The organism is Massilia sp. Mn16-1_5, assembly GCF_004798585.1.
In the GTDB taxonomy this organism is placed as follows: domain Bacteria; phylum Pseudomonadota; class Gammaproteobacteria; order Burkholderiales; family Burkholderiaceae_D; genus Telluria.
This window is the reverse complement of the sequence record NZ_PPXQ01000017.1, coordinates 89,049-111,128: the sequence shown is the minus strand read 5'-3', so window position 1 is coordinate 111,128 and position 22,080 is coordinate 89,049. Positions and strand designations below refer to the sequence as shown.

Annotated in this window: 16 protein-coding genes; 5 read left to right on the top strand and 11 right to left on the bottom strand. The window is 65.2% G+C overall.

All coding sequences use genetic code 11. From position 1 onward, the window contains the following. Positions 1-53 precede the first annotated feature (53 nt). Entirely contained in the window at positions 54-1,259 is a 1,206-nt protein-coding gene (locus C2862_RS19720) for a M48 family metallopeptidase (protein WP_136221847.1), read from the bottom strand. A gap of 200 nt (positions 1,260-1,459) precedes the next feature. On the opposite strand from C2862_RS19720, the gene C2862_RS19715 reads away from it, so the two are divergent. After that, complete coding sequence (locus tag C2862_RS19715) at positions 1,460-3,916, top strand: TonB-dependent siderophore receptor (RefSeq protein ID WP_136221846.1); 2,457 nt, start codon at positions 1,460-1,462, stop codon at positions 3,914-3,916. Here the strand turns inward: C2862_RS19715 and C2862_RS19710 are convergent. Continuing rightward, the gene (locus C2862_RS19710) at positions 3,913-5,028 is read right to left on the bottom strand and encodes a diguanylate cyclase (protein ID WP_136221845.1); all 1,116 of its coding nucleotides are present in this window, start codon (positions 5,026-5,028) and stop codon (positions 3,913-3,915) included. The two genes, C2862_RS19715 and C2862_RS19710, sit on opposite strands and share 4 nt — an antisense overlap. A 745-nt stretch (positions 5,029-5,773) precedes the next feature. On the opposite strand from C2862_RS19710, the gene C2862_RS19705 reads away from it, so the two are divergent. From C2862_RS19705 to C2862_RS19690, 4 genes are all read left to right on the top strand, one after another. Then, on the top strand, positions 5,774-7,489 hold the full coding sequence (locus C2862_RS19705) for a multicopper oxidase family protein (protein ID WP_136221844.1): 1,716 nt from the start codon (positions 5,774-5,776) through the stop codon (positions 7,487-7,489). 22 nt (positions 7,490-7,511) lie between these two features. Continuing rightward, positions 7,512-8,111: an SCO family protein gene (locus C2862_RS19700; protein ID WP_229467520.1), complete on the top strand. Its 600-nt coding sequence runs from the start codon at positions 7,512-7,514 to the stop codon at positions 8,109-8,111. A 274-nt stretch (positions 8,112-8,385) separates the two neighbouring features. Continuing rightward, on the top strand, positions 8,386-10,284 hold the full coding sequence (locus tag C2862_RS19695; protein ID WP_136221843.1) for a hypothetical protein: 1,899 nt from the start codon (positions 8,386-8,388) through the stop codon (positions 10,282-10,284). A 69-nt stretch (positions 10,285-10,353) separates the two neighbouring features. Beyond that, positions 10,354-10,671 carry an H-NS family nucleoid-associated regulatory protein gene (locus C2862_RS19690; protein ID WP_136221842.1) on the top strand — a complete coding sequence of 106 codons (318 nt, stop codon included), beginning with the start codon at positions 10,354-10,356 and terminating at the stop codon, positions 10,669-10,671. Between the two features lie 11 nt (positions 10,672-10,682). On the opposite strand, the gene C2862_RS19685 is transcribed toward C2862_RS19690, so the two are convergent. From C2862_RS19685 to C2862_RS19645, 9 genes are all read right to left on the bottom strand, one after another. Next, positions 10,683-12,206: a hypothetical protein gene (locus C2862_RS19685; protein WP_136221841.1), complete on the bottom strand. Its 1,524-nt coding sequence runs from the start codon at positions 12,204-12,206 to the stop codon at positions 10,683-10,685. Further along, on the bottom strand, positions 12,203-14,173 hold the full coding sequence (locus tag C2862_RS19680) for a DUF4175 family protein (protein ID WP_136221840.1): 1,971 nt from the start codon (positions 14,171-14,173) through the stop codon (positions 12,203-12,205). The genes C2862_RS19685 and C2862_RS19680 overlap by 4 nt, the downstream gene beginning before the upstream one ends. Continuing rightward, on the bottom strand, positions 14,157-15,140 hold the full coding sequence (locus C2862_RS19675; protein WP_136221839.1) for a BatA domain-containing protein: 984 nt from the start codon (positions 15,138-15,140) through the stop codon (positions 14,157-14,159). The genes C2862_RS19680 and C2862_RS19675 overlap by 17 nt, the downstream gene beginning before the upstream one ends. Continuing rightward, complete coding sequence (locus C2862_RS19670; RefSeq protein WP_136221838.1) at positions 15,137-16,024, bottom strand: DUF58 domain-containing protein; 888 nt, start codon at positions 16,022-16,024, stop codon at positions 15,137-15,139. The genes C2862_RS19675 and C2862_RS19670 overlap by 4 nt, the downstream gene beginning before the upstream one ends. A gap of 1 nt (position 16,025) precedes the next feature. Then, on the bottom strand, positions 16,026-17,030 hold the full coding sequence (locus C2862_RS19665; protein ID WP_229467519.1) for a MoxR family ATPase: 1,005 nt from the start codon (positions 17,028-17,030) through the stop codon (positions 16,026-16,028). 1 nt (position 17,031) lies between these two features. Further along, complete coding sequence (locus C2862_RS19660) at positions 17,032-17,652, bottom strand: DUF4159 domain-containing protein (RefSeq protein ID WP_136221836.1); 621 nt, start codon at positions 17,650-17,652, stop codon at positions 17,032-17,034. A 12-nt stretch (positions 17,653-17,664) separates the two neighbouring features. After that, entirely contained in the window at positions 17,665-19,002 is a 1,338-nt protein-coding gene (locus tag C2862_RS19655; RefSeq protein WP_136221835.1) for a TldD/PmbA family protein, read from the bottom strand. Positions 19,003-19,022: 20 nt separating this feature from the next. Continuing rightward, positions 19,023-20,660, bottom strand: coding sequence for a TldD/PmbA family protein (locus C2862_RS19650; RefSeq protein ID WP_136221834.1), 1,638 nt, complete (start codon positions 20,658-20,660; stop codon positions 19,023-19,025). An 81-nt stretch (positions 20,661-20,741) separates the two neighbouring features. Beyond that, the gene (locus C2862_RS19645; protein WP_136221833.1) at positions 20,742-22,076 is read right to left on the bottom strand and encodes a TldD/PmbA family protein; all 1,335 of its coding nucleotides are present in this window, start codon (positions 22,074-22,076) and stop codon (positions 20,742-20,744) included. Positions 22,077-22,080 lie beyond the last annotated feature (4 nt).

The following is a 22,080-nucleotide window of genomic DNA, read 5'->3' as shown; positions in this document are numbered from 1 at the left end:
GCCGTATAAATGCGCACATTGTCACCATCGCGGTTTACTTGGCGCTTCCTTCCTCAATGGCAGCCTTGCGGCAGCGCCTGCGGCAGGATTCCCTCCCCGGTGCACTCCCAGGCGATCCGCTTGTGTTCATCTATCGACGGCTCGAACACCAGCACGGCCGGTCCCTGCTGGCCTTGCAGGCTGGTCACCACGCGCAGCACGGCGGTGTCCGGATCGATGCTCAGCTCGCGCACGGCGCCGCTGCCGCCGGCGGCGATGCCGGCCTGCGCCAGCGTCGGGATCTTGCCCTGTTCGCTCAGGTAGCGCTCTACCTTGACGCTTGCCTCGCGGCCCGCGTCATAGGCGCCCGCCACCGCCGCTTTCTGCGTGTAGCCCTGGTAGGCGGGCACCGCCACCGCGGCGAGGATGCCGATGATCGCGAGCGTGACGACCACGCCGCCGGCCCCCCCGGCCACGCCCAGGCGCGGCACGAACAGCGCCATGAGCGTGGCGAGCAGGTGCCGCCGCGGCTGCCGCGCTTCGTGTCCCGCCGCCAGCGCGCGCACCGCCGCCATGCGTTTTACTAACCACGGGTAGTCGCCGACCAGTTCGTGGAAGGACATCCAGAAGCCCTCCGTTTCGCGCGCCTGCTCGATGAAGGCGGTCTTGTTCATGGTGCGCCAGCGGCGGCCGCCGGCGGCCAGGGCAGCCAGGCCGAATTCGGCGTTCAGGGGCTGGTCGCAGGCGGCCAGGCCATGGCGGTCGCAGGTGTATTCGCGGGCGCGCGAATAGGCAGCGCCGACCAGCGGCAGCAGCGAAGCCGGCAGCAGCACCGTGCCCCAGTTCAGGTGCTTGCGCTTGATGTGGCCGATCTCGTGGCCGATGTAGAAATTCAGCGCGTCCGGGTTGTCGTGCAGGCCGTCGACCACGTCCGAATACAGCACCAGGAAATCGCGCCCGAGGAAGCGGGTGGCGAAGGCGTTCAGCGAGCCGCCCATCTGCAGCAGGTAGGCTTCCGGTTCCCGCTCCAGGCCCAGCTTGGCGCAGCAGGCCGCGATCTGGCGCTCGAGGTCGGGGAACTGCTCGTGCGTGATGCGCACGCCCGTACCCTTGATGTAGGAAATCAGCGCCGACTGCGCGAAGCAGTAAAACAGGAAGAACATCAGGGCATAGCCGAGCACCATCCAGCCCATTCCCGCCACCAGCACGATCCACGCCAGCAGCGAGAGCACGAGCATCAACGCGAACAGCGTCTTCTCGTTCTTGTAAACCAAGTCCATGTTGCCTCTTTCAGTAGTTTATTTGTTATCTCAACATGATAACTTATTGTCGATAGGAAACATACTGACAGTCCAGCTAGGTGTTGCCGACTAGATACATGTGTCTTCGTCATCCGGCGAGTCTTGACGCAACACAAGTTCGCATGAGTAAGCACGGGCAAGATTCCCCAGTCACTGACACTCTTCAACGGGGAATAACGATGATGCACAAGACATTGCGACCGAGCTTCCTGTCCGCCGCGCTGCTGGCGGCTTTTCCGCAGGCGCAGGCGCAAATGCAGGGGACTGAGGAAGACGCGGCGCAGAAAGTCGTGGTAGTGGGATCGCGCGGCGCCGCCCGCTCCTCGCTCGACACCGCGGTGCCGGTCGGCCTGGTGAGCGCGAAAGACCTGGCCTCGACCGGCTCGCTGGAACTGGGCAAGGCCCTGCAGGAACTCGACCCCTCGTTCAACTTCAGCACGACCTTCATCAGCGACGGCACCGACATCATCCGCCCCGCCACCCTGCGCGGCCTCGGTCCCGACCAGGTACTGGTGCTGGTGAACGGCAAGCGCCGCCACCAGCAAGCCCTGGTCAACGTGCAGCAGACGGTCGGCCGCGGTTCGGCCGGCACCGACATCAATGCGATCCCGATGTCGGCGATCGACCATGTCGAGGTGCTGCGCGACGGCGCCGCCGCCCAGTACGGATCGGACGCGATCGCCGGCGTCATCAACATCGTCCTGAAAGAAGGCGCCGGCAAGGGCGGCGCCAGCATCAGCGGCGGCACCACGGCCGAAGGCGACGGCGACACCTATGGCGCCAGCGCCTGGCACGGCTTCGCGCTGGGCCAGGCCGGCGGCTATCTCAACCTGGCCATCGAGGGCCGCCGCCGCGGCGAAACCAAGCGCGCCGGCCTCGACTCCCTGCGCGTCTCTCCGCCGCGCGTCACCCAGCGCATCGGCGACAGCCTGGCGCGCGACGCCTACCTGTGGACGAATGCGATGCTGCCGGTCGGGCATGGCGGCGAGCTGTATTGGTTCGGCGGCGCCTCGCGCCGCACCGGCGATGCGGCCGGCTTCTTCCGTCCGCGCGAGGATGCGCGCAACGTGCCGGCCGTGTATCCGGACGGCTTCCTGCCGAACATCCGCACCGAAGTGCGCGACGCTTCCCTCGCGGTCGGCTACCGCATTGACCTGGGCAGCGGCTGGAAGTTCGACACCAGCTTCAACCATGGCCGCTCCGAGCTGGTGTTCAACGAGCGCAATTCGATCAATGTCAGCTACTGGTACGAGCCGAACTGCTCCTGCGACATCAAGGGCGAATCGCCGCGGGAGGCCTATACCGGTACGCTGGGCTTCCAGCAGTCGACCTACAACGTCGACATCAAGGGCCAGGTGCACTTCCTCGGCCAGCCGATCTCCGTCGCCACCGGCTTCGAGTACCGGCGCGACAGTTATCGGATCGAGGCGGGCGAACCGGTCTCTTACCAGTACGGCCGCACCAACAACCCGGCGATCGTCATCCGCGACCAGCATGGCGGCATCGCGCAGGCCGGCATCCAGGGCTTCCCCGGCTATACGCCGGCCACGCAGGTCTATGCCGGCCGCCACAACACGGCCTTCTACGTCGACCTCGAGCACAAATGGAGCGAGCAGCTGACCCTGGGTTCGGCCCTGCGCCGCGAGCGCTATTCCGACTTCGGGAATACGACCACCGGCAAGCTGATCGCCCGCTTCGACCCGAGCCGCGCCGTCGGCATCCGCGCCAGCGCCTCGACGGGCTTCCGGGCGCCCTCGGTGCAGCAGAAGTTCTACAGCTCGGTATCGACAAACCTGAACAATGCGGGTGTGCTGACCGAAACCCTGACGGCGCGCGAAGGCAGCGCCGTCACCCGGGCTTTCGGCATCGCCCCGCTCAAGGATGAGACTTCGCGCAGCGCCAGCATAGGCATGGTGCTGCGTCCGGTCTCGAACTTTTCGGTGACGGCGGACGTCTACCGCACCGACATTGACGATCGCATCGTCTTCTCCAGCACGGTGGCGCCGGAAAGCGGTGCCTGTCCAACCGCAGCCGCCTGCCCGATCCGGGGCATCCTCGATCCGCTGCGGGTGGGCCAGGCCCAGTTCTTCACGAATGCCATCGACACCGAAACGGTCGGCCTCGACGTCGTCGCCGAGCACACCACGCGCAACCTGGCGGGGGGCAAGCTGGTCCTGTCCGGCCAGCTGGGCATCAACCGCACCCACGTCAAGGACCGCCGCTCGTCGTCGCCGGTGCTCACCGGCGCCCAGCTGTTCGACGACGCCCAGGTAACCCTGATCGAACGCGGACAGCCGCGCCAGCACCACGTGGTGGCGGCCGACTACACGCGCGGCGCCTGGGGCGCCAACCTGCGCGCCAACTACTACGGACAGGTCCAGGGCCAGGGCTTCACGGCGCCGTTCGTGCAGACCTGGGAAGCGAAGTGGCTGGTCGACCTGGCGCTGCGCTACGCCTTCACGCGCAGCCTGAGCCTGACGGTGGGCGCGGACAACTTCTTCGACCGCTACCCGACACGCTGGGACACAACCCGCGCCGCGCCCTTCCCGCAGATGGGCTTTACGCACTGCTGGGAGACCTGCCCGTTCGGGGTGAATGGGCGCACGATGTATGCGCGCGCGGAGTATGCGTTCTAGGAGGAGGCAGGCGGGCCGGCCAGCACGATGCGGTCGCGCCCGGCCTCTTTCGCCTGGTACAAGGCCTTGTCGGCACGGTTGATGGCGTCGGCGAAGGGCTCGCCGCCGCGGCGCCGCGCCAGGCCGGCGGAGAAGCTGATGCGCCGGCCATCCAGGCCCGGCACCGTCATCGCGGCCACGCGTTCGGCCATCCGCTCCAGCACCGCGCGCGCGTCCTCGAGCGGGGCGTCCGGCAGCAGCAACAGGAATTCCTCGCCGCCCCAGCGCGCCAGCACGTCGTTATTGCGCAGCGCGGCGCGCGCGGCGGCGGCGAACAGGCGCAGCACGGTGTCGCCGGTGGCGTGGCCGAACTGGTCGTTGACCTGCTTGAAGAAATCGATGTCGATCAGGGCGATGCAGGCTTCGGCGGCGGGCGCATGGCGGCGCTCCTCGCCTTCGAGCACCTCGTTCATGTGGCGCCGGTTGATCAGGGACGTCAGTTCGTCGACGGTCGCCAGCACCTTGATGGTCTCCAGGGCATCGGACAGTTCGGCCTTCTGGCGCTTGGTGCGCGCCCGCAGCTTGCTCATCTCGCCGCTCAGGAGCGCGGTCGAGACCAGCGCACCGGCCAGGTAGCCGAAAGTCAGGAACTCAGTCGCCGGCGGGAAGCGCACCGGATCGTGGGCCTGCAGCCACCACATCGTCACGCCCATGCCGACAATCGCCGCGCTCGAGAGCATCAGCGTCTGGCGCGGCCGCAACGCGAACATGCAGAACACGATGACCACGACCGCCATCGTCAGCATGGCCGCACGCAGGGGCCCGGAAATCGTATAGGCCCAGACGGCGCACACCAGCGAGAAGGCAGCTTGCGAGACAGCCAGCTGGTCAGGCGCGAGCCTGAATACGGCGTTCGCGCGGATCAGCACATAGAAGGCAAAAGCGCCGCAGGCGCCGAACACGACCAGGCCGTGCGCCGCGCCGGGATCGCTCAGGCCCAGCTCGACCTGCAGCATCAGCAAGGTAATGCAGATGACATAGAGGATGCAGGTGGCCGCCCAATAGTGGAGCATGCGGCGCAGGCCGGGATCGGTCCCGTACAACAAGGAGGCGAGACGGCGCAGCGCGTTCACGGCAGCTTTCTCCAAAGGGGCGGCGAGACCAGGATCCGGGAATGCATGGGCCAATCGTTAAAAGTCGGGAACATCGTCGTACTGGAGGCGAGCCAGCCAGTTGCAGTGCTGCGTGCATCGCAGGCACAGGCACAGGCGCTAAGACTGTACCGAAGGCGATACCGGAAGTCGAGATATTTACTTGTAGTAAAGCAATTAATTAGAGTTGATGTTGCCAAGCGACAACGCATCAGGCAGCGGATCGCCATTGTGCCGGTATAGCATAACAATGATTTTCAGAAAATGAATAGACAAGTAAACATTTACTTTAATTAAACTTCCATTAAATGATTTAGCATTACTAATTAAATTTATTAATCATTAATTTCCCTCACTTCATCAAGCCACATAGCCGAGCCTGTTACTGACTTATTGGTAGATAAAAAAAATTGAGAAAAAGTGATACATTCCTCTTGACCCCGTAAGCGAATGAAGGAAAGATCTTGAACTTATCGACGCACCTGACGTCGAAGATAATAATTATCAACAATTCCCTGAATAACTAGTGCGATAAGGAATCGCCAAACGGGATTGCTCGATAAACTAGGGAAATCTTTTTAGGTACGGATAGAGACAAGTCAGCAGGCATACCACATCAAGGCCAATACCGGATACTCATCTGGAAGCCTGGCCACGCTTTGGCATTCGAAGCGATAAGACATTCCATTTTTATTCATAAAATTTTGTTCGTGTTGGAGGCTTCATCATGTCTAACAATAATCTCGCCTGCGTTTCCAGCAGCCGCCGCAATATGCTGAAGGGGAGTATGATGGCTGCAGGTTCCGGCCTGTTGGCAACTAAACTGGTATCGGCCCCGGCATCAGCGTCCGATGCCGTCAGTCCACGGACGACGCCGTTTGTCGAGCGGTTGCCGGTGTATTCGCCAAAGGCGCCTGTCAGTCAACTGTATCCCCCCGCGCAACCGGTTGCCATGGGTGACGAATGTGGACGCCTTGATCATCAACGCTGGGCGGATTTCCCGGTCAACAAATTCTACGAACTCGATGTAAAGCAGGGATTGCATTCGTTCCACCGGGACCTGCCGACGCAGGCGGTGTGGGGCTACGACGGCATCGTGCCTGGCCCGACCTTTGTCGCCCGCTATGGCGAACCGGTAATCGTCCGTATCCATAACAATCTCCCGCAAAACCATGTCGGGTTCGGCTCGCCCGAAATCAGCACCCATTTGCATAACCTGCATAACGCATCCGAAAGCGATGGTTTTACCGGAGATTATTACAGCCCGCTGAAAGCCGGGCCGACGATGACCGCGCCCGGCAAATACAAGGATCATCTATATGCCAATTGCCTGGCCGGATACGACCAGTACCATGAAACCTATGGCGATCCGCGCGAAGCGCTTGGAACGCTCTGGTATCACGACCATCGCATGGATTTTACGGCGCCGAATGTCTACCGGGGATTGAGCGGCTTTTATTTGCTGTTCGACGACATCGATTCCGGCAACGAAAACGATCCCGATCCAAAAGCGCTGCGCTTGCCCAGCGGTGTCGGTAAATACGACATTCCCCTTGTTTTCCAGGACAAGCAATTCAAGGCGAACGGCATCATGACATTCGACCCGTTCGAATCGGACGGATTCCTTGGCGATAAATTCTGCGTCAACGGAAAAATACAGCCGTTTTATCCGGTCGAAGCGCGGAAATACCGTTTCCGCATGCTCAACGGCAGCCTGTCGCGCTTCTACGAGTTTTACCTTGTATTGAATGGCGCCAACCAGGATTTCACCTACATCGCCAACGACGGCAACCTGCTCGAGGCGCCGCTGTCGATGAGGAAAGTCCGGCTCGCCCCGGCCGAACGGGCGGATATCGTGATCGATTTTTCCCAATACCCGATCGGCACCAAGCTCTACCTCGTCAACAAGCTCGAACAGACGAGCGGCCGCGGGCCGAGCGGCAAGATCCTGTCTCCCGGTACGCAAATCCTGCGTTTCGACGTCGCCGCCAATCCGCCGGTTGCCGATGCGAGCCGCATCCCCGCGACCTTGCGTCCGCAACCGCCGATTCCCTCCGCCGAAGAGCTCAAGCGCCTGCCGCGGCGGGTCTGGTCCTTTGACCGCAGCAACGGCGGCTGGACCGTCAACGGCAAATTGTTCGACGTGCGCTCGGTATCGGCCAAGCCGCGGCTGGGCACGCAGGAAGTATGGGTTTTACGCAGCAGCGGAAACTGGTCGCATCCGATCCACATTCATTTCGAAGAGGGACGCATCCTGTCCAGAAATGGCAAGGCACCGCCATTGCACGAGCGCGGCCGAAAAGACGTATATGTAATCGGACCGTCCGAAGAACTGCAGCTGTTCATGAATTTCAGGGACTACACCGGGAAATACATGATGCATTGCCATAATCTGATCCACGAAGACCACGCCATGATGGTCCGCTGGGATGTCGTTGCCTGATTGATCCAGGGGGAGAGACAACATGAATTCGAAACGATCGACATTACTGACCTTGCTTGCCAGCGCCGCGACATCGGCAGTGGCCGCTTCGACCACGGCATGGGAAGCAAACCGGCACGCGCAAACGGATTCGCGCGAACGGTACTTCACAAATACCATGTTCCTCGATCACGAGGGCAAGAAAGTCAGGTTCTACGAGGACCTCATTCATAACAAGGTCGTCGTCGTCAACATGATGTACACCGCTTGCACCAGCATTTGTCCTGCCAATACGGCGAGCTTGCTGCAAGTTCAGAAAGCGCTGGGCGACCGTGTCGGCCGGGATATCCATTTTGTGTCCCTCAGCCTATTACCAGAACTCGATCCTCCCGCTGCCTTGCGCGCCTATATGCAACGCTATGGCATCGGTCCGGGCTGGACCTTCCTGACCGGGGCCCGCGCCCACATGGAAAAGGTCCGCCGCAAGCTGGGTTTCTACGACACCGATCCCGACGCCGATGCGGACGTGTTCCGGCATACGGGCATGCTCAGCATCGGGAACGACCGGATTGAGCGCTGGTGCATGATGCCGGCCCTGTCCGCGACCCACCAGATCGTCCGGTCGATCGAGGAAATGGCCTGACCCGCCGGCGCACCGGCCACGCAGGGTCTGCCCGACACCACATCGAAGCATCGAACAGGACGCCGTCCTGTTGCGGGTTTGTCACGTCCACTCGCGTGAGGGACCACTTTGCGCCGGCCGCCGGCGCAAGGCAGGGGACTTCCATGCGGCCAGCCATCAGGAGCGCGTATGGAAAACAGTTAGCGGTACACCGGTATGCAAGAGCTGTCCGGAAAAACACGCAGCGGACACGTACCGATTGCGTAGGGATGCATTGAACGAGATGGAGAGAGCGATGAAAACCAATCACGAGACAATCGATGTCAATACCGCCGGCACCGTAGCCGGCCCGGCCGCACAAGGCGGGCCAACCAAGGCCGCGCGTTCGCACGGACCGGTACGGCAGGTCCCGCGGGCGGCCGTACTGGCGGCAGTGGCGCTTGCCCTGCCCGCGTCGGCCGAACCCGTCGGCGCCAGCCTGTTCGCCACCGGCGCCACCATGCCTTCAGCAGTTGTCGATGCCAGGACCAGTTTGTGGATATCCGACCACACCATGGGTTTCTGCAAGCTCGTCAATGGCGCGATCGACCAGAACAGCTGTGTCCTCGGCGGCGCGGTCGCGCCGGGCCAGGCCGTGTTCAGGCCGAATCCGACGGTCAACTTTCCCGATGCCGGGGTGTTCTATGTTCCCGACCTGTCGTCGAAAAGCCAGGGCGTGTTCCAGTACAACTACCGGGGTGGGCAAATCACCAACGTGAGCGTCTTGGCGCCAACAGCGAACCTTGGCGCGGACCGGCCGCTGGCCGTGGCATTCGGTCCCGACAACAAGGTGTATGTTTCGTTCAAGAGAAACGGCACGCTGAAGCGGATCCGGCCCGCTACCGGCGTGGTCGAGACCTTTGGCGCGGCGATCGGCGGCGGTCCGCCGGCCATGGCCTTCGTCGGCGAAACCCTGTACCTGGCGGAAGCGGGCGGCCTCAGCCACATCAACAGCGCACGCAATTGCGCCACCGGTTGCCGCGCGGTCGCATCCCAGGGCGTGGGTGTGCCCGCTCCGGTCTATGCCACCAGCGACGGCAGCTCGCTGTACGTGGCCAGCCTGAGCGGCGCCTACCGCTATCTGCCGGCGGAGCAATGCTCGGTGCGGCTGGCGAGCGGCTTCATCAACATCAGCGCGCTGGGCGCTGCCGCCGAGGGCGCCAGCAGTATCCTCTACACCGCCGACGATCCGACGGCAGGCAACCAGATCCTGCGCGCCTCGGTCTACAAGACGACATGGGACAGCGCCGCCCCGCCGGCCTGCACCGGAACCGGTGGCGGCGGTGGCGGCGGCGGAGCCGAGCCGCCCGCGCCGCTGCCGTCCGGCGCGACACTGCTGGCAGCCGGGGCGACCAACCCGGCGGCGCTGATGCAGGTCGGCACCGAGCTGTGGGTATCCGACCATACCCTCGGCGTGTGCCGTATCGAGGCGGGCGCAATCGACCAGAACACCTGTGTCGTGGGCGGCGCCGTCTCGCCGGCCCAGGCCATCTTCGTTCCGGCCCCGCAGCTGGACGATCCGAACGCGGGCGCCTTCTATGTTCCGGACATCGCCTCGAGCAGCCGCGGCGTCTACGAGTACGTTTACCGGAAAGGCCGGATCGCCTCGATCTCGGTGGTCGCGCCGAACGCCGGACTGGGCGGCAACCGGCCGCAGGCGGTGGCCCTGGGCCCGAACGGCTGGCTGTACGTGTCGAGCAAGAAGACCAATACCATCGTCCGCATCAAGCCGGGTGTGGCGCGGGCCGAGACGGTCGGTAACGCCGCCGGCCGCGCCGGTCCACCCGCGATGGCATTCATCGGTAACGCCCTGTACCTGGCCGAGGATACCGGGATGACACGCATTACCGGTGCGTCTACCTGCGCCGGCGGCTGCAGGGCAAGCGCCTTGCAGGGCGTGAGCGTGACGACGCCGGTCTTCGTGACGGCGGACGGTCCGTACCTGTACCTGGCCGATTCAGCAGCCGTGTACCGCTATCAGCCGTCCCAGCCGGCGCTCGGCACGACCACGCTGAGCAGCGGTGCGAACGGCATCACGGCCGTCGGCGTCGGCACCATCGGGACCAGCAATGTCCTGTACCTGGGCGAAGACGCGACGGCCGGCGCGGCGGTCGGCACGGGCCGCGTCACCTGGATCGCGCGTCCGACTCCATAAAGGAGAAACGCAAGGCGTCGCCCTTCCCTGGTGGCGCCTTGCGGTCAAGCGCAGAAAGGAGAGCCAATCATGTTGCAGACAGATCTCTCGCACTACACGCTCGCGGAACTCAGGACGCTGCGCCATAAGGTCGACAAGGAGATCACGCGCCGCCGCCAGGACGACATGAAAGAGGCGCGCCGGCGAATTCTCGCGATTGCCAACAACGTCGGCCTGTCGGTGGACGAGCTGGCGGCCGGGTCGATCGGCAAACAGGCAAGGAAATCGGTTCCGCGCTATCGCAACCCCGCCGACAGCTCGCAGACCTGGGCCGGGCACGGCCGCCAGCCCAGGTGGATGATCAACGGGCTGGCAAACGGTAAGACGCTCGACGACTTCCGCGCCTAGCATTGGCGGCTTCAGCGCCGCTCGCGCCACCAAAGGCCGAGCATGGCCAGTCCGAACAGCAGGGCGAACGGCCATAGCGGCAGCACCCGCCGCGTCGCGGCCGCAGGCGCCGGGGTGCGCGCCGCGTAGCGGGCGGTGGCGTCGCGGCGCTCGGTGGCCTGCCATTGCGGCCAATCCTGGGGCGCGTACACGTACACCTCGGCGCGCGTCGGCTGGCTGCCCTGCGTCTCTATCCGCAGCCAGCCCGGCGCGCGCGGATAGACGGCGACGCAGGAAGCGTCGGCGCGGTCCGGGCGGCGCTGCCAGTCGCGGACCAGGTTCAGCTCAGGGAAGCGCACTTTGCCGCGCACGCCGAGGGCGCACACTTCCAGGCGCTGGCCGGGCAGCGGCATCTCGCGCGGCGCCAGCCATTGCACTTCCTCGGCGCGCTCGACTCGCACGGCGTCCAGCACGCCCTGCCACCACAGGGCCAGCGCGCGCGGCTCGGCGATCGCCAGGCGATGCCAGTCGGCGGCGCCGAGCCAGCCGATGCGTCCTTTCCCCCACTGGCGCGCCCAGACGGCGTTGTCCTGGCCGGTCCAGGCACCCGCGACCCGCGTGCCTGGGGCAAGTGGTGCCACGGGCAGCGCCAGCGGGCCGGCGGTCAGCTTGTCGGCAGGCTGTGCCTGCAGCGGCAGCTGCATACTGCGCGACCAGACGCCGGCATCGTTCGCGTTCACACCTAATACCAGCAGCGCGGCGCCCTGGCTGACCTGTTCCAGCAGGCTTGCCCGCGCAGGCGCCGCGGCGCGTTCGAACCAGGCGGCGTCGATCACCAGCAGGTCGGGCTTCTCGATGTGTTCGCGTGCACGCTCGCTGCGGGTGACGGTTTTACCGAGCGCGACCTGCCAGTCGACCAGCGCGCGGCTCTGCACCAGCAAGTCGTTCAGCACGCGCAGGTCGAAGGAGGGAGCGCTGAAGCGTCCGCGTACCGCGAGCGGACGCGCTTCGCTCACCGCCAGCGGCACCGGTCCCTCGGCCAGCACGCTGTTTTTTTCGTCGAGCAGGCGCGCCTTCAGGACCAGGGTTTCGGCCAAGGGCGGCAGCCAGGACAGCGCCAGCTTGCCGCTGCCGCGCGTCTCGGCCAGTAACTGGCCATTCTCGGCCAGCAGCTGCAGGCGCCGCTCTGCTTCGGTTCCGGGGTCGAGCGTCAGCGTGAACAGGCGGCCCAGCGCCAGCCGGCGCGGGAAGTCCAGGCGCAGCGCCGCCGTACTTGGTGCGTTCCAGGCCAGCGGCCGCGCCGGCAAATCCGCCCACTGCGCGGCGCGCAGGCCGTCGCCAGTCAGGCTCAGGCTGCGTACGCCTGCCAGCGAGACCGGAGGATTGCGCGGGTCGATCGCGAGCGTACCGCCCGATTCGCCCGGCAGGGTCAGTTCGACGGCGAGCAGCGCCAGTGCCGCGCTGGCGACCAGCGCCAGCAGCGCATCAAGGAAACGCCGCCGCCACAGGTACAGCAGCACGCTGGCCACGCCGATCAGTCCAATTGCCAGGATCATTTGGCGCCTCCTTCAGTCCAGGCGCGGGTAAACGGCGTACGCGTGACCGGTTGCGCCTGCAGCAGCACCGGCGCCTCCCTGATCCCGGCGCGCAGCCAGGCGCGCAGCGCGGGACGGCAGCGCAGGCAGCCGTCGAGCACGTCCTGGATCGCGCGCTGGGCGGCCAGGCGCTGTTCGTCGTCCTGCAGGCGTTCACTTACCCAGTCGTGGGCGGTGCGCGTCCACAGGGCGGGCAGCGCGCCGTCCCCCGACAGGGCCGTGACCAGTTCGCGCAGGCGGGCGGGAATGCCTTCCTCGCTGCCGCCCTGCTCGCGCGCATAGCTGGCCGCGCCGACCACGTCGCCCGTCATGCGGATCGCTTCCTTGATCGGCGGCGGCACGAAGGCGGTTTTATGCAGGTAGATGCGGTCGGCCTGCTGCAGCTCCTTGATCGCATCCAGCGCCTTGTATTCGGGCGCGAGCGCCGTCTTCGGGGTGATCGCGCGCAGGGCCTTTTCGGCGTCCCACATCGCCACCAGCGCGCGGCGCAGGATTTTTTTCGTGCCCTCGTCGTACAGGGTCGCGTTCTCCGCCTCGTCGTGGGCGTGGCCGAACTGGTGCAGCACGTCCATCTCGCCGCCCTCGGCCTCGTGCTCCTCGTGTTCCTCCTCGCCGCCGAACAGGCTCGACTCCTCGCCCAGGAACTGGCCGTAGCGGCGGCGCAGCTGGCCCTGGTCGGCGGCGATCGCCTCGCTGCGCTCGCGCACTTCCTCCGCACTCATGCGCGTGGACTTCATGTCGGCGATCAGCTGTTCGGTGTCGATGATGATCTGGCGCTGGCTGCGCAGGCTTTGCGGCTTGACCAGCACCGGCATGGCCGCGGTCTCTTCCTGGTCCTCGACCTCGGGCGCCGGCAGGCGCAGCGTGTAGGTCGGCGATTGCACCGTGTGCGGGCGCGCCGCGTTGTCGACCGCGCGCACAAAGAAATACAGCTCGTCGCCCGGTTCCATGCCCAGCTCCGTCAAGGTCCAGGTCTTGGCCCAGTTGCGCAGGCGCGGATTGCTCGAGGCCGGCAGCGGCATTTCGCGGTCGGTGAACTTGATGTTTTCTCCGCTGCCGCGCGCCAGCGTCAGGTGCAGGGTGGCGCGCTGCACGCGGTAGTCGTCCTGCACCGATAAAGCCATCGCGGCCGCAGTGGCGCCGGTTTTCAGTTCCTGCACCATCTGGGACGGCTGGGTGATCGTGATCGTCGGTGGCGCGTCCGGCGTGACCTTGATGGTGTAGCGCGCGCCGCGCCAGCGCCAGAACAGGGATTCGGTGGCGTTCAACGTGGCGCACTGCTTGCCCACCGCGAGCTTGCGGCCGTCGCTCAGCTCCAGTGTCGTCTCCCCTGCTTCCGGGTTCTTCAGGCACCAGGCGACGACGCCGCCTGCCGGCAGGGCCAGGTCGCGCGGCGCGCCGCTGCTGGCGGCCGCGCCCGTGTAGGCCGGCGGCGTGGCGCTCACGTTCAGTTGCGGCACGACCGGCACGGCTGCCTTTGGCGCGGCCGGCACGACCGCTTGCGCACCGGCAGGCGGTTTCTGTCCGAGGAACCAGGCAATGGCCGCCAGCGCCAGCCAGGGCAGCAGCCAGGTAAAACCGGTGCCGATGTGGGGACGCACGACGCGGCGGACGGCCGGCGCATCGAGGGCGTCGAGCCGGGCCAGCAGGCGCTGACGCTGCAGCTGGGCCAAAGGCGTGTCGGCCTCGACCAGCAAGGCGCTGCTGTCTTCCAGGCTCGGCACGCCCGCGTCCAGCCAGCCGGTCCAGCCATTGACCACCTTCTGGCGCAGGCGCGCACCATCCCACATGCACCAGGCGACCCAGGCCAGCAGGCCGGGCAGCAGGCGCAGGCTCAGCCAGGGCAGCGTACCCAGCACCCACAGCGGCAGGCGCCGCAACAGGGCCGCGCGCCACAGGCGGCTTGCGATGTCAGCGGCGCCGGGCATGGGTCAACATCCTCTCTAAAGCAAACAGGGCCACCAGTCCCCACAGCAGGAAGGCGCGCAACGCGCCGCTGGCGTAGCCGCGTGCGGGTGCATTGGTGGCGGCAAGGTCCAGCGGCGGCGCCGTATAAGGCGCGGGACCGTAGTGCAGTTCGCGCCAGGTGTCGAGCAGCGCGCGGGCGGCGGCGGGATCGCCCGGCGGCCAGGCGGTCGAGGCCCAGACGCGGCCACGGGCGCCGTCGGCGTAACGGATGCCGGCGACGGCTTTCGATTGGGCCAGCTCGGTGAAGGCGCCGGTGTCGGTAGTCCACCACAGCGGCGCGCGCAGCCCGGCCGGCGGTGCCTCCGGCAGGTCCCAGACGATCAGTTCCGTCTTTGGGCCCGGCCTGGCGTCGACCACGACGCGCAGCGGTCCGTCGAGCGCGGAGAAAAGGCGCCGCCATTCGGGGGTGCGCGTGCTGAAGATCGCAACGTGCGTCTCGACGGGGCGTATTGGTTCCGCCTGCGTGCGCAGCATGACAGGGCGGCGGAACTGCGGCAGCGTGGCCGGCATCGGGATATCTCCCAGCACCAGCAGGCGCGCATCCGGCCTGAGCTCGCGCTCGTGAGTACGGATCCAGCCCAGCGCCTCCTGCGCCGGCAGCGGCATGCGCGCGGCGGCGCCGTAGCCGGCCGCTTGCACTTCACGCTCGACCCAGCGCGCATCGCTGCCTTCGGCGACGACCACCGTATCGCCGCGCCAGGGGAAGACGGGATCGGCCAGCCAGGCGATCGCGCAGGCCAGCAGCAGGCAGCGCACGACCAGCAAGAGTACGTCCGACCAGCGCCACACCCGCATCTGGCGTGGCTCGGTGCGCGGCAGGAAACGTGCGCTGGCGAGCGGCTCGGCTTTTACTTGCACCCGCTTCTTGCGGTGCCACCAGATGGGCAGGAGCAGGACGGGCAAGGCGAACCACCAGAGGCTGGTCATCGACGGTCTCCCTGGCGCAGCCAGGCGCGTAGCACCTCGCCCGGTGGCTGTTCGATCTGCGCGTTCACGAGCGGCACGTCATGCGCGCGCAGCGTGCCGCTCACGGTATCGAAATGCCGGGCACGATTGCGTAAATAGTCTTCGCGCAGGTCGGCACCGAAGCGGAAGACGGCAGTTTCCTGTTCCGGGTCGCGGTAGGCCGGGCCGCTGTCGAAACCGCCGGTGATCTCGGCTTCGGTCTGCAGGCAGGCGGCGCGCACGTCGTGGCGCATGTGGCGCAGGCGTACCAGGGCTTCCGACAGGCTCGATGGCCAGTCGAGGAAATCGGTGGCGGCGAAGATGAGAGAAGGCGAGCCGGCAAAGCGCAAGCCGCTCTTCAGTGTTTCCGCATCGGGCAGCGCGCCTTCGGCCTGCACGGCCTGCAGCTTTGCCAGGATCCGCTGCAGCTGGCGCGGCCCGCGCGCGGCGGGCACGAACTGCAAGCGGCCATTCGAAAGCACCGCGAGGCCAAAGGCGTCACCCTGGCGCTGCGCGATCGCGGCAATACAGGCCAGCAGCGTGCGCGCATAGGCCAGCTTGTCGAGTCCGCGGATAGCGCGGCTCGGCTCCGCCATCGAGGCGCTCGCGTCCAGCAGCAGCCAGACGGCGACGTGGCTGTCGCGCTCGGCCTCGCGCACATAATAGCGGTCGGCGCGTGCGAGCAGCTTCCAGTCGACGCGCCGCCATTCGTCGCCCGGCGCATAGGCGCGGTATTCGGAGAACTCGACGCCGGCGCCGCGCTCGCGGCCGGCGTGCACGCCCTGCCCCAGGCCCGCCAGCACGTGCCGGATGACGAGTTCGAGGTCGGTCGTATGCGCGAGCAGCGCGGAACTGGTTAAAGCCAATTCAATCGACCCGGATCTCGGCGCGGATCGCCTGCAGGATGTCGGCCATCGCCACGCCATCCGCCTCGGCTTCGAAATTGCGCAGTACCCGGTGCGCCAGTACCGGCAGTAGCATCGCGCCGATGTCCTCGCGCGTGACCGCCAGGCGTCCCGCCATCAGGGCGCGCGCCTTGGCCGCCAGCACCAGCGCCTGGCCGGCACGGGGACCGGCGCCCCAGCCGACGTGCTTCTTCACGGCCGCGACCGTTGTCTCTTGCGGACGCGTCGCGCGCACCAGGCGCGTCGCGTAGCGCACCAGGTGTTCACCGATGGCGATGTCGCGCACCAGCTGCTGCAGGCGCAGCAGGGTGTTCACATCCATCGCCGGTTCGGCATCCTGCAGGCTCGACTGGGTCGTCATCGCCACCATCGTGACTTCCTCGTCCTCGCTCGGATAGACGACGTCGATGCGCAGCAGGAAGCGGTCGAGCTGGGCTTCGGGCAGCGGATAGGTGCCGGCCTGCTCGATCGGGTTTTGCGTGGCCAGCACGAAGAAGGGTCGCGGCAGCGCATGCGTCTGGCCGGCGAAGGTGACGGCGCGTTCCTGCATCGCTTCCAACAGCGCCGACTGGGTCTTCGGCGGCGCGCGGTTGATCTCGTCGGCCAGCAGCACCTGGGTGAACACGGGGCCGGGCTGGAAACGGAAGGAGCGCTGGCGTGTGGCCTGGTCTTCTTCCAGGATCTCGGTGCCGACGATATCCGAGGGCATCAGGTCGGGCGTGAACTGCACGCGGCGGAACTGCATGTCGGTGGCCTGGGCCAGCGATTTGACGAGCAGCGTTTTACCGAGTCCTGGCACGCCCTCGACCAGCGCGTGGCCGCCGGCCAGCAGACACGTAACCAGCAAATCGACCACCTGCTCCTGGCCGATGATCACGCGCGCCATGCTCTGTTTCAGCGCCCCTACCTTTGCCACCAGGTCGGCCACTTCCGACTCGCTCCAGGCTACCGTGTCACGTTCCGCCACTTCATGCTCCCAACGCATATTGAATGATGTTCACCGCAAAGCGGGTATTGTCGACCGCGAGAAAACGCTTATTGCGGAAGTCGTAATCCCACTCGCAGCCGTAGTCCTTGTTCGAGTACAGCACCCGCACGCGGCCTTTGACCTCGATCGCCTTCAGGTACTCGTGCACCAGGTCGTCGCCCCAGCCGTTCAGTTCCACCGAGGTATTCGGCGGGCCGTCGAACTTGAAGAAGCTCGAATAGATCGGATGGTTGTTCGGGATCTTGCGCAGCGCCGAGGCGCCGAAGATCTTCGCCATCTCGGCCTCGAAGGATTTGGCGAACAGGCCGTCGATGTCGTGGTTGCAGTCGTCCACGAAGACAAAACCGCCGCCGCGCACGTAACGCTCGAAGTTCTTGCGCTCCAGCGGCGTGAACTGCACCAGCTTGTGCCCCGCCAGGTAGCAGAACGGGGCCTCCAGCACCTTCGGGTCGGACAAGGCGATCATCCGCTCGGCCGGGTCCACCTTCAGCGTGGTGTACTCGACCAGCGAATTGAGCACGTTGCTGGGCATGCGCACGTCCACATCCCAGTCGCCCGACTCGTACAGCAGGCGCGTGAAGTAAAAATCGAAACGGGCCATCTTACAAAGGCTTTACACCGCGTCGGACAACGAGGTGAAATTGAAATCGCGGACCTTCATCGGCGGCAGCACCATCTGGTAAGGCACTTCGTCGCCGCCGATCACCACCGGCTTGCCCAGCTCCTCGACGTTGTTCAGGATCGTGACCGGGCTCTCGTTGAAGCGGAAGTTTTTAATGGGGTACTTGATCTTGCCGTTCTCGACATAGAAGGTGCCGTCGCGCGTCAGGCCCGTCAGCAGCAGCGACTGCGGATCGACCATGCGGATGTACCAGGTGCGGGTCACGACCACGCCCTTCTTGGTCGAGGCGATCAGTTCTTCCAGCGATTTCGAGCCGCCCGCCATGATCATGTTGCCGTGGCCCGCAGTCGCGACCTTGCCCTTCTTTTGCGCCCAGTAGCGCGAATAGTCGAGCGAGGCGATGCGGCCGTTCTTGATGATGTCGGTGCGCTGGCGCGCCAGGCCGGATTGGCCGTCCCAGGGCAGCACCGGCACGTCCGTATTCCAGGGGTCGGCCCAGACGTTGATCTGCTCGTCGAACAGTTTGTCGCCCAGGCGGTTCTTGCCTCCCGCTTTCGTCAGGAAGCTGCGGCCCTCGTCGGCATCGCGCGCGCTGAAGGAGCTGAACATATTGCCCAGCACTTCAGAGGTCGCCGCCGGTTCCAGGATCACCGTATAGCGGCCCGGCTCCAGCGCTTTCGCATCGACCGAACGCAGCGCCTTTTCGATGGCAACGGCCGCCGCCTCGCGTGCATCGAAGCGTGTCGCATCGGTGGCCGAGCGCGTGACCCAGCCCGAGCCGCGCCCGTCTTCGGTGCGCACGGTGCAGGTATAGGCGAGATCCGTCATTTCCTGGAAGCCGAACACGCCGTTCGAATTCGCGGTTGCATTGAAGCGCTTGCCGTCGTTGAAGAAACCGGCACAGACCAGGCCCGCCTTCTTCGCCGCTTCGATGCTGTATGCGGCGACCTGGGCGCGGTACTCTGGATCGATCTCGGCGGTGGCGCGCGCAAAGGTCGGCGAGGTCTTGTAGTCTTGCTTGCCGACGGCCGGCATGAATTCCGGATTTTCAGGCGCCAGGCGCGCCAGTTCCTCGGCGCGGCGCACCGCCTTTTCCAGCGACTTGTCGTCGAATTCGTTGAGCTGGGCGATGCCGGATTTTTTACCGAAGGCGACCTGCACGGTCAGCTCCATGTTCTCGTTCAGGCCAGCAGTCGAGATGCTGTTGCGCGCGAAGCGCACGTTGCCCTCGCGCTTGCCGGTGATGTCGACGCTGCACTCGTCCGCCTTCGAGAACTTGATGACGCGTTCGCAGATGCGTTGTGCTTCTTCCTTGTTGAGCTGTTTCATCGTCTTTTCCCGTTTATCCCTTAAGCGATCTTGCGTGCGGTGTTGATCACGTTGATGCCGTTGAAGCGCGTGGTGCTCGAGCCGTGCGAGACCGCACTGACCTGGCTCGGCTGTCCCTTGCCGTCGAAGAAGGAGCCGCCCATGCGCCAGTCGCGCTCGTCGCAGATGGCGCTGCAGGCGTTCCAGAATTCCTGGGTGTTCGACTGGTAGGCCACGTCTTCCAGCGGATTGGTGATCTTGCCGTTCCTGATTTCGTAGAACAGCGTGCCGCCGAACTGGAAGTTGTAGCGTTGCTGGTCGATCGAATAGGAACCGCGGCCGATGATGTAGATACCCTTTTTCACATCCTTGACCATCTCGTCCGGGCTCAATCGTGCCTTGCCGGCGGCCAGCGACACGTTCGGCATGCGCTGGAACTGCACGTTGCTCCACGAATCCGCATACGAGCAGCCGTGCGATTCCTTTTCGCCGATGATGTGGGCCTGGTCGCGCGTGGCCTGGTAGTTGACCAGCACGCCGTCCTTGATGATGTTCCACTCTTTCGCGCGCACGCCCTCGTCGTCGTAGCCGATCAGGCCCAGCGACCCAGGATTGGTGCGGTCGGCGATAAAATTCACGCGCTCGGAGCCGAACTTGAAGTTCTTCGACTGCCATTTGTCGAGCGTCGCAAAACTGGTGCCGGCGTAGTTGGCTTCGTAGCCGAGCACGCGGTCCAGTTCCGTCGGGTGGCCGACGGCTTCGTGGATGGTCAAAAATAGGTGTTCCGGTGCCAGCACCAGGTCGTACTTCCCCGGCTCGACCGATTTGGCGGATAACTTTTCGCGCGCCTGCTTGCCGGCCAGGCGTGCGTCTTCGATCACGTCATAGGACTTGGTATAGAGCGTGGTCACGCCGCCGGCGGCCTTGACCTTGTGCTGAGGCTGGACGTCGAAGTATTCGTAGCCCATGCTGACCGGGGCGCCAAGGCCGGCGCGCGAGCGGAATTTACCCGTCGCCTTGTCCACGGCCGTGGCATTGATCGGCGCCCACAGGCGGTGGATGTCCTGGTCGATGTAGGAGCCGTCGGTCGACGCAAAATACTTTTGCTGGTTGATCTGGAAGAGGTTCGCCGTCATGAAGCTGGCGCCCGCTTCCAGGCCAGCCTTGTTGGCGGCGATCAGCATCTCGGCCTTGTCCTTCACCGGCACGGCGCGCCAGTCCTTTTTAAAAGGCGTGGCCCAGGCGACTTCGCCCACGCCCTTCACCGGCGCCAGCTGAACCGGCTCGGTCTGCAGCTTGGCATTGGCCTTGGCGATCGCCACGGCCTGGCGCGCCGCGGCGGCCACGGCGTCCGGGTTCATGCTGTTGGTGGCGGCAAAGCCGTAGGCGCCGCCGGCGATCACGCGCACGCCCACGCCGGTCGATTCGGTGTTCGTGATGTTCTCGACGTTCAGGTCGCGCGTCGTGATGAACTGGTTCAGGTAGCGGCCGATGCGCACGTCGCAGTAGGAGGCGCCGGCTTTGGTCGCCGCGTTCAGGGCGGCGTCGGCAAGCTGCTTCTTGAAGCTGACTGCCATCGGGTTGAGCAGGTCTTCGGCCGCGATCGCGTTGCCGAACACCGGGACCAGCATGGCGCCCGCCGTGCCGGCGCCGATTTTTAAGAAGCTACGTCGTTCCATCTGTTCTCCATATCATGGCCGTTGCGGCCACGTCACTGCCGGATGAACGCGTGGGCGGGGAACCCGCCCACCTTACCGGTCTTACACTGCGTCGGACAATGAGGTGAAATTGAAATCCCTGACTTTCATCGACGGGATCACCATCGGGTTCGGCCCTTCGTCGCCACCGAGCACCACCGGCATGCCGATCTCCTCGATATTGTTGAGCATCGTGACCGGGCTTTCGTTGAAGCGGAAGTTCTTGATCGGGTGCTTGATCTTGCCGTTCTCGATGTAGAAGGTGCCGTCGCGCGTCAGGCCGGTCAGCAGGACCGATTGCGGATCGACCATGCGGATGTACCAGGTGCGCGTCACGAGTACTCCCTTCTTGGTGTTGGCGATCAGCTCTGCCGTGCTCTTGTTGGTGCCGCCCATGATCACGTTGCCCGGGCTGCCGACGGCGCGCTGGCCCTTCTGTTTGGCCCAGAACAGGGAATAGTCGAGCGCGTTGATGCGGCCGTCCTTGATCAGCTCCTGGCGTTCGCGCGGCAGCATGTTGTCGTCCCAGGGCAGCACCGGCACGTTCGGATCCCAGGGGTCGGCCCAGATATTCACCTGCTGGTCGAACAGTTTATCGCCCAGGCGATTCTTGCCGCCGGCTTTCGAGAGGAAGCTGCGGCCTTCGTCGGCGCGGCGCGCATCGAAGCCGTTCATCATGTAGTTGAGCAGGTCGCTGGTGGCGGCCGGCTCCAGGATGACGGTATAGCGGCCCGGCTCCAGCGCTTTCGCATCGACCGAGCGCAGCGCCTTTTCGATGGCCACGTCGGCCGCTTCGCGCGGATCGAAGCGCGCCAGGTCGCGCGCCGAGCGCTTGACCCAGCCCGAACCGCGGCCGTCTTCGGTGCGGATGGTGCAGGTAAAGTCGAGCGAGGTCGAGGCCTGGTGGCCGAACACGCCGTTCGAATTCGCGATCGTCTCGAACGAGGTCGTATCAAGCAGGAAGCCGGCGGCGACCAGGCCCTTCTTGCGGCAGGCCTCGATGCTGTAGGCGGCGGCCTGGGCGCGGATCTCGGGGTCGATGTCGGCGGTCTTCTGGACGAAGGTATTCGAGGCCTTGAACGGGGCCTTGGCCACGGCCGGCATGAACTCCGGGTTTTCCGGCGCCAGGCGCGCCAGGTCTTCGGCGCGGCGCACGACTTTTTCCAGCGACTTGTCGTCGAATTCGTTGATGGTGGCCGTGCCCTGGCGCTTGCCGTAGGCGACGCGCACGGTGATGCTGGTGTCGTCGATCAGGCCGGCGGTAGAGACGGCGTTGCGTGCGAAGCGGATATTGCCGTTGCGTTTGCCGTTGATGCTGACGATGCACTCGTCGGCCTTCGAGAGCGACAGCACACGGTCGCAGATGCGTTTCGTTTGGTCCTGGGTCAGGAGGGTCATGTTC

What these genes read in the sequence shown, in the direction of transcription:
- C2862_RS19715 (WP_136221846.1), top strand. Translation starts at nt 1,460, where the DNA reads ATGATGCACAAGACATTGCGACCGAGCTTCCTGTCCGCCGCGCTGCTG.
- C2862_RS19655 (WP_136221835.1), bottom strand. Translation starts at nt 19,002, where the DNA reads ATGAAACAGCTCAACAAGGAAGAAGCACAACGCATCTGCGAACGCGTC.
- C2862_RS19685 (WP_136221841.1), bottom strand. Translation starts at nt 12,206, where the DNA reads ATGATCCTGGCAATTGGACTGATCGGCGTGGCCAGCGTGCTGCTGTAC.
- C2862_RS19695 (WP_136221843.1), top strand. Translation starts at nt 8,386, where the DNA reads ATGAAAACCAATCACGAGACAATCGATGTCAATACCGCCGGCACCGTA.
- C2862_RS19720 (WP_136221847.1), bottom strand. Translation starts at nt 1,259, where the DNA reads ATGGACTTGGTTTACAAGAACGAGAAGACGCTGTTCGCGTTGATGCTC.
- C2862_RS19675 (WP_136221839.1), bottom strand. Translation starts at nt 15,140, where the DNA reads ATGACCAGCCTCTGGTGGTTCGCCTTGCCCGTCCTGCTCCTGCCCATC.
- C2862_RS19680 (WP_136221840.1), bottom strand. Translation starts at nt 14,173, where the DNA reads ATGCCCGGCGCCGCTGACATCGCAAGCCGCCTGTGGCGCGCGGCCCTG.
- C2862_RS19645 (WP_136221833.1), bottom strand. Translation starts at nt 22,076, where the DNA reads ATGACCCTCCTGACCCAGGACCAAACGAAACGCATCTGCGACCGTGTG.
- C2862_RS19660 (WP_136221836.1), bottom strand. Translation starts at nt 17,652, where the DNA reads ATGGCCCGTTTCGATTTTTACTTCACGCGCCTGCTGTACGAGTCGGGC.
- C2862_RS19690 (WP_136221842.1), top strand. Translation starts at nt 10,354, where the DNA reads ATGTTGCAGACAGATCTCTCGCACTACACGCTCGCGGAACTCAGGACG.
- C2862_RS19650 (WP_136221834.1), bottom strand. Translation starts at nt 20,660, where the DNA reads ATGGAACGACGTAGCTTCTTAAAAATCGGCGCCGGCACGGCGGGCGCC.
- C2862_RS19700 (WP_229467520.1), top strand. Translation starts at nt 7,512, where the DNA reads ATGAATTCGAAACGATCGACATTACTGACCTTGCTTGCCAGCGCCGCG.
- C2862_RS19705 (WP_136221844.1), top strand. Translation starts at nt 5,774, where the DNA reads ATGTCTAACAATAATCTCGCCTGCGTTTCCAGCAGCCGCCGCAATATG.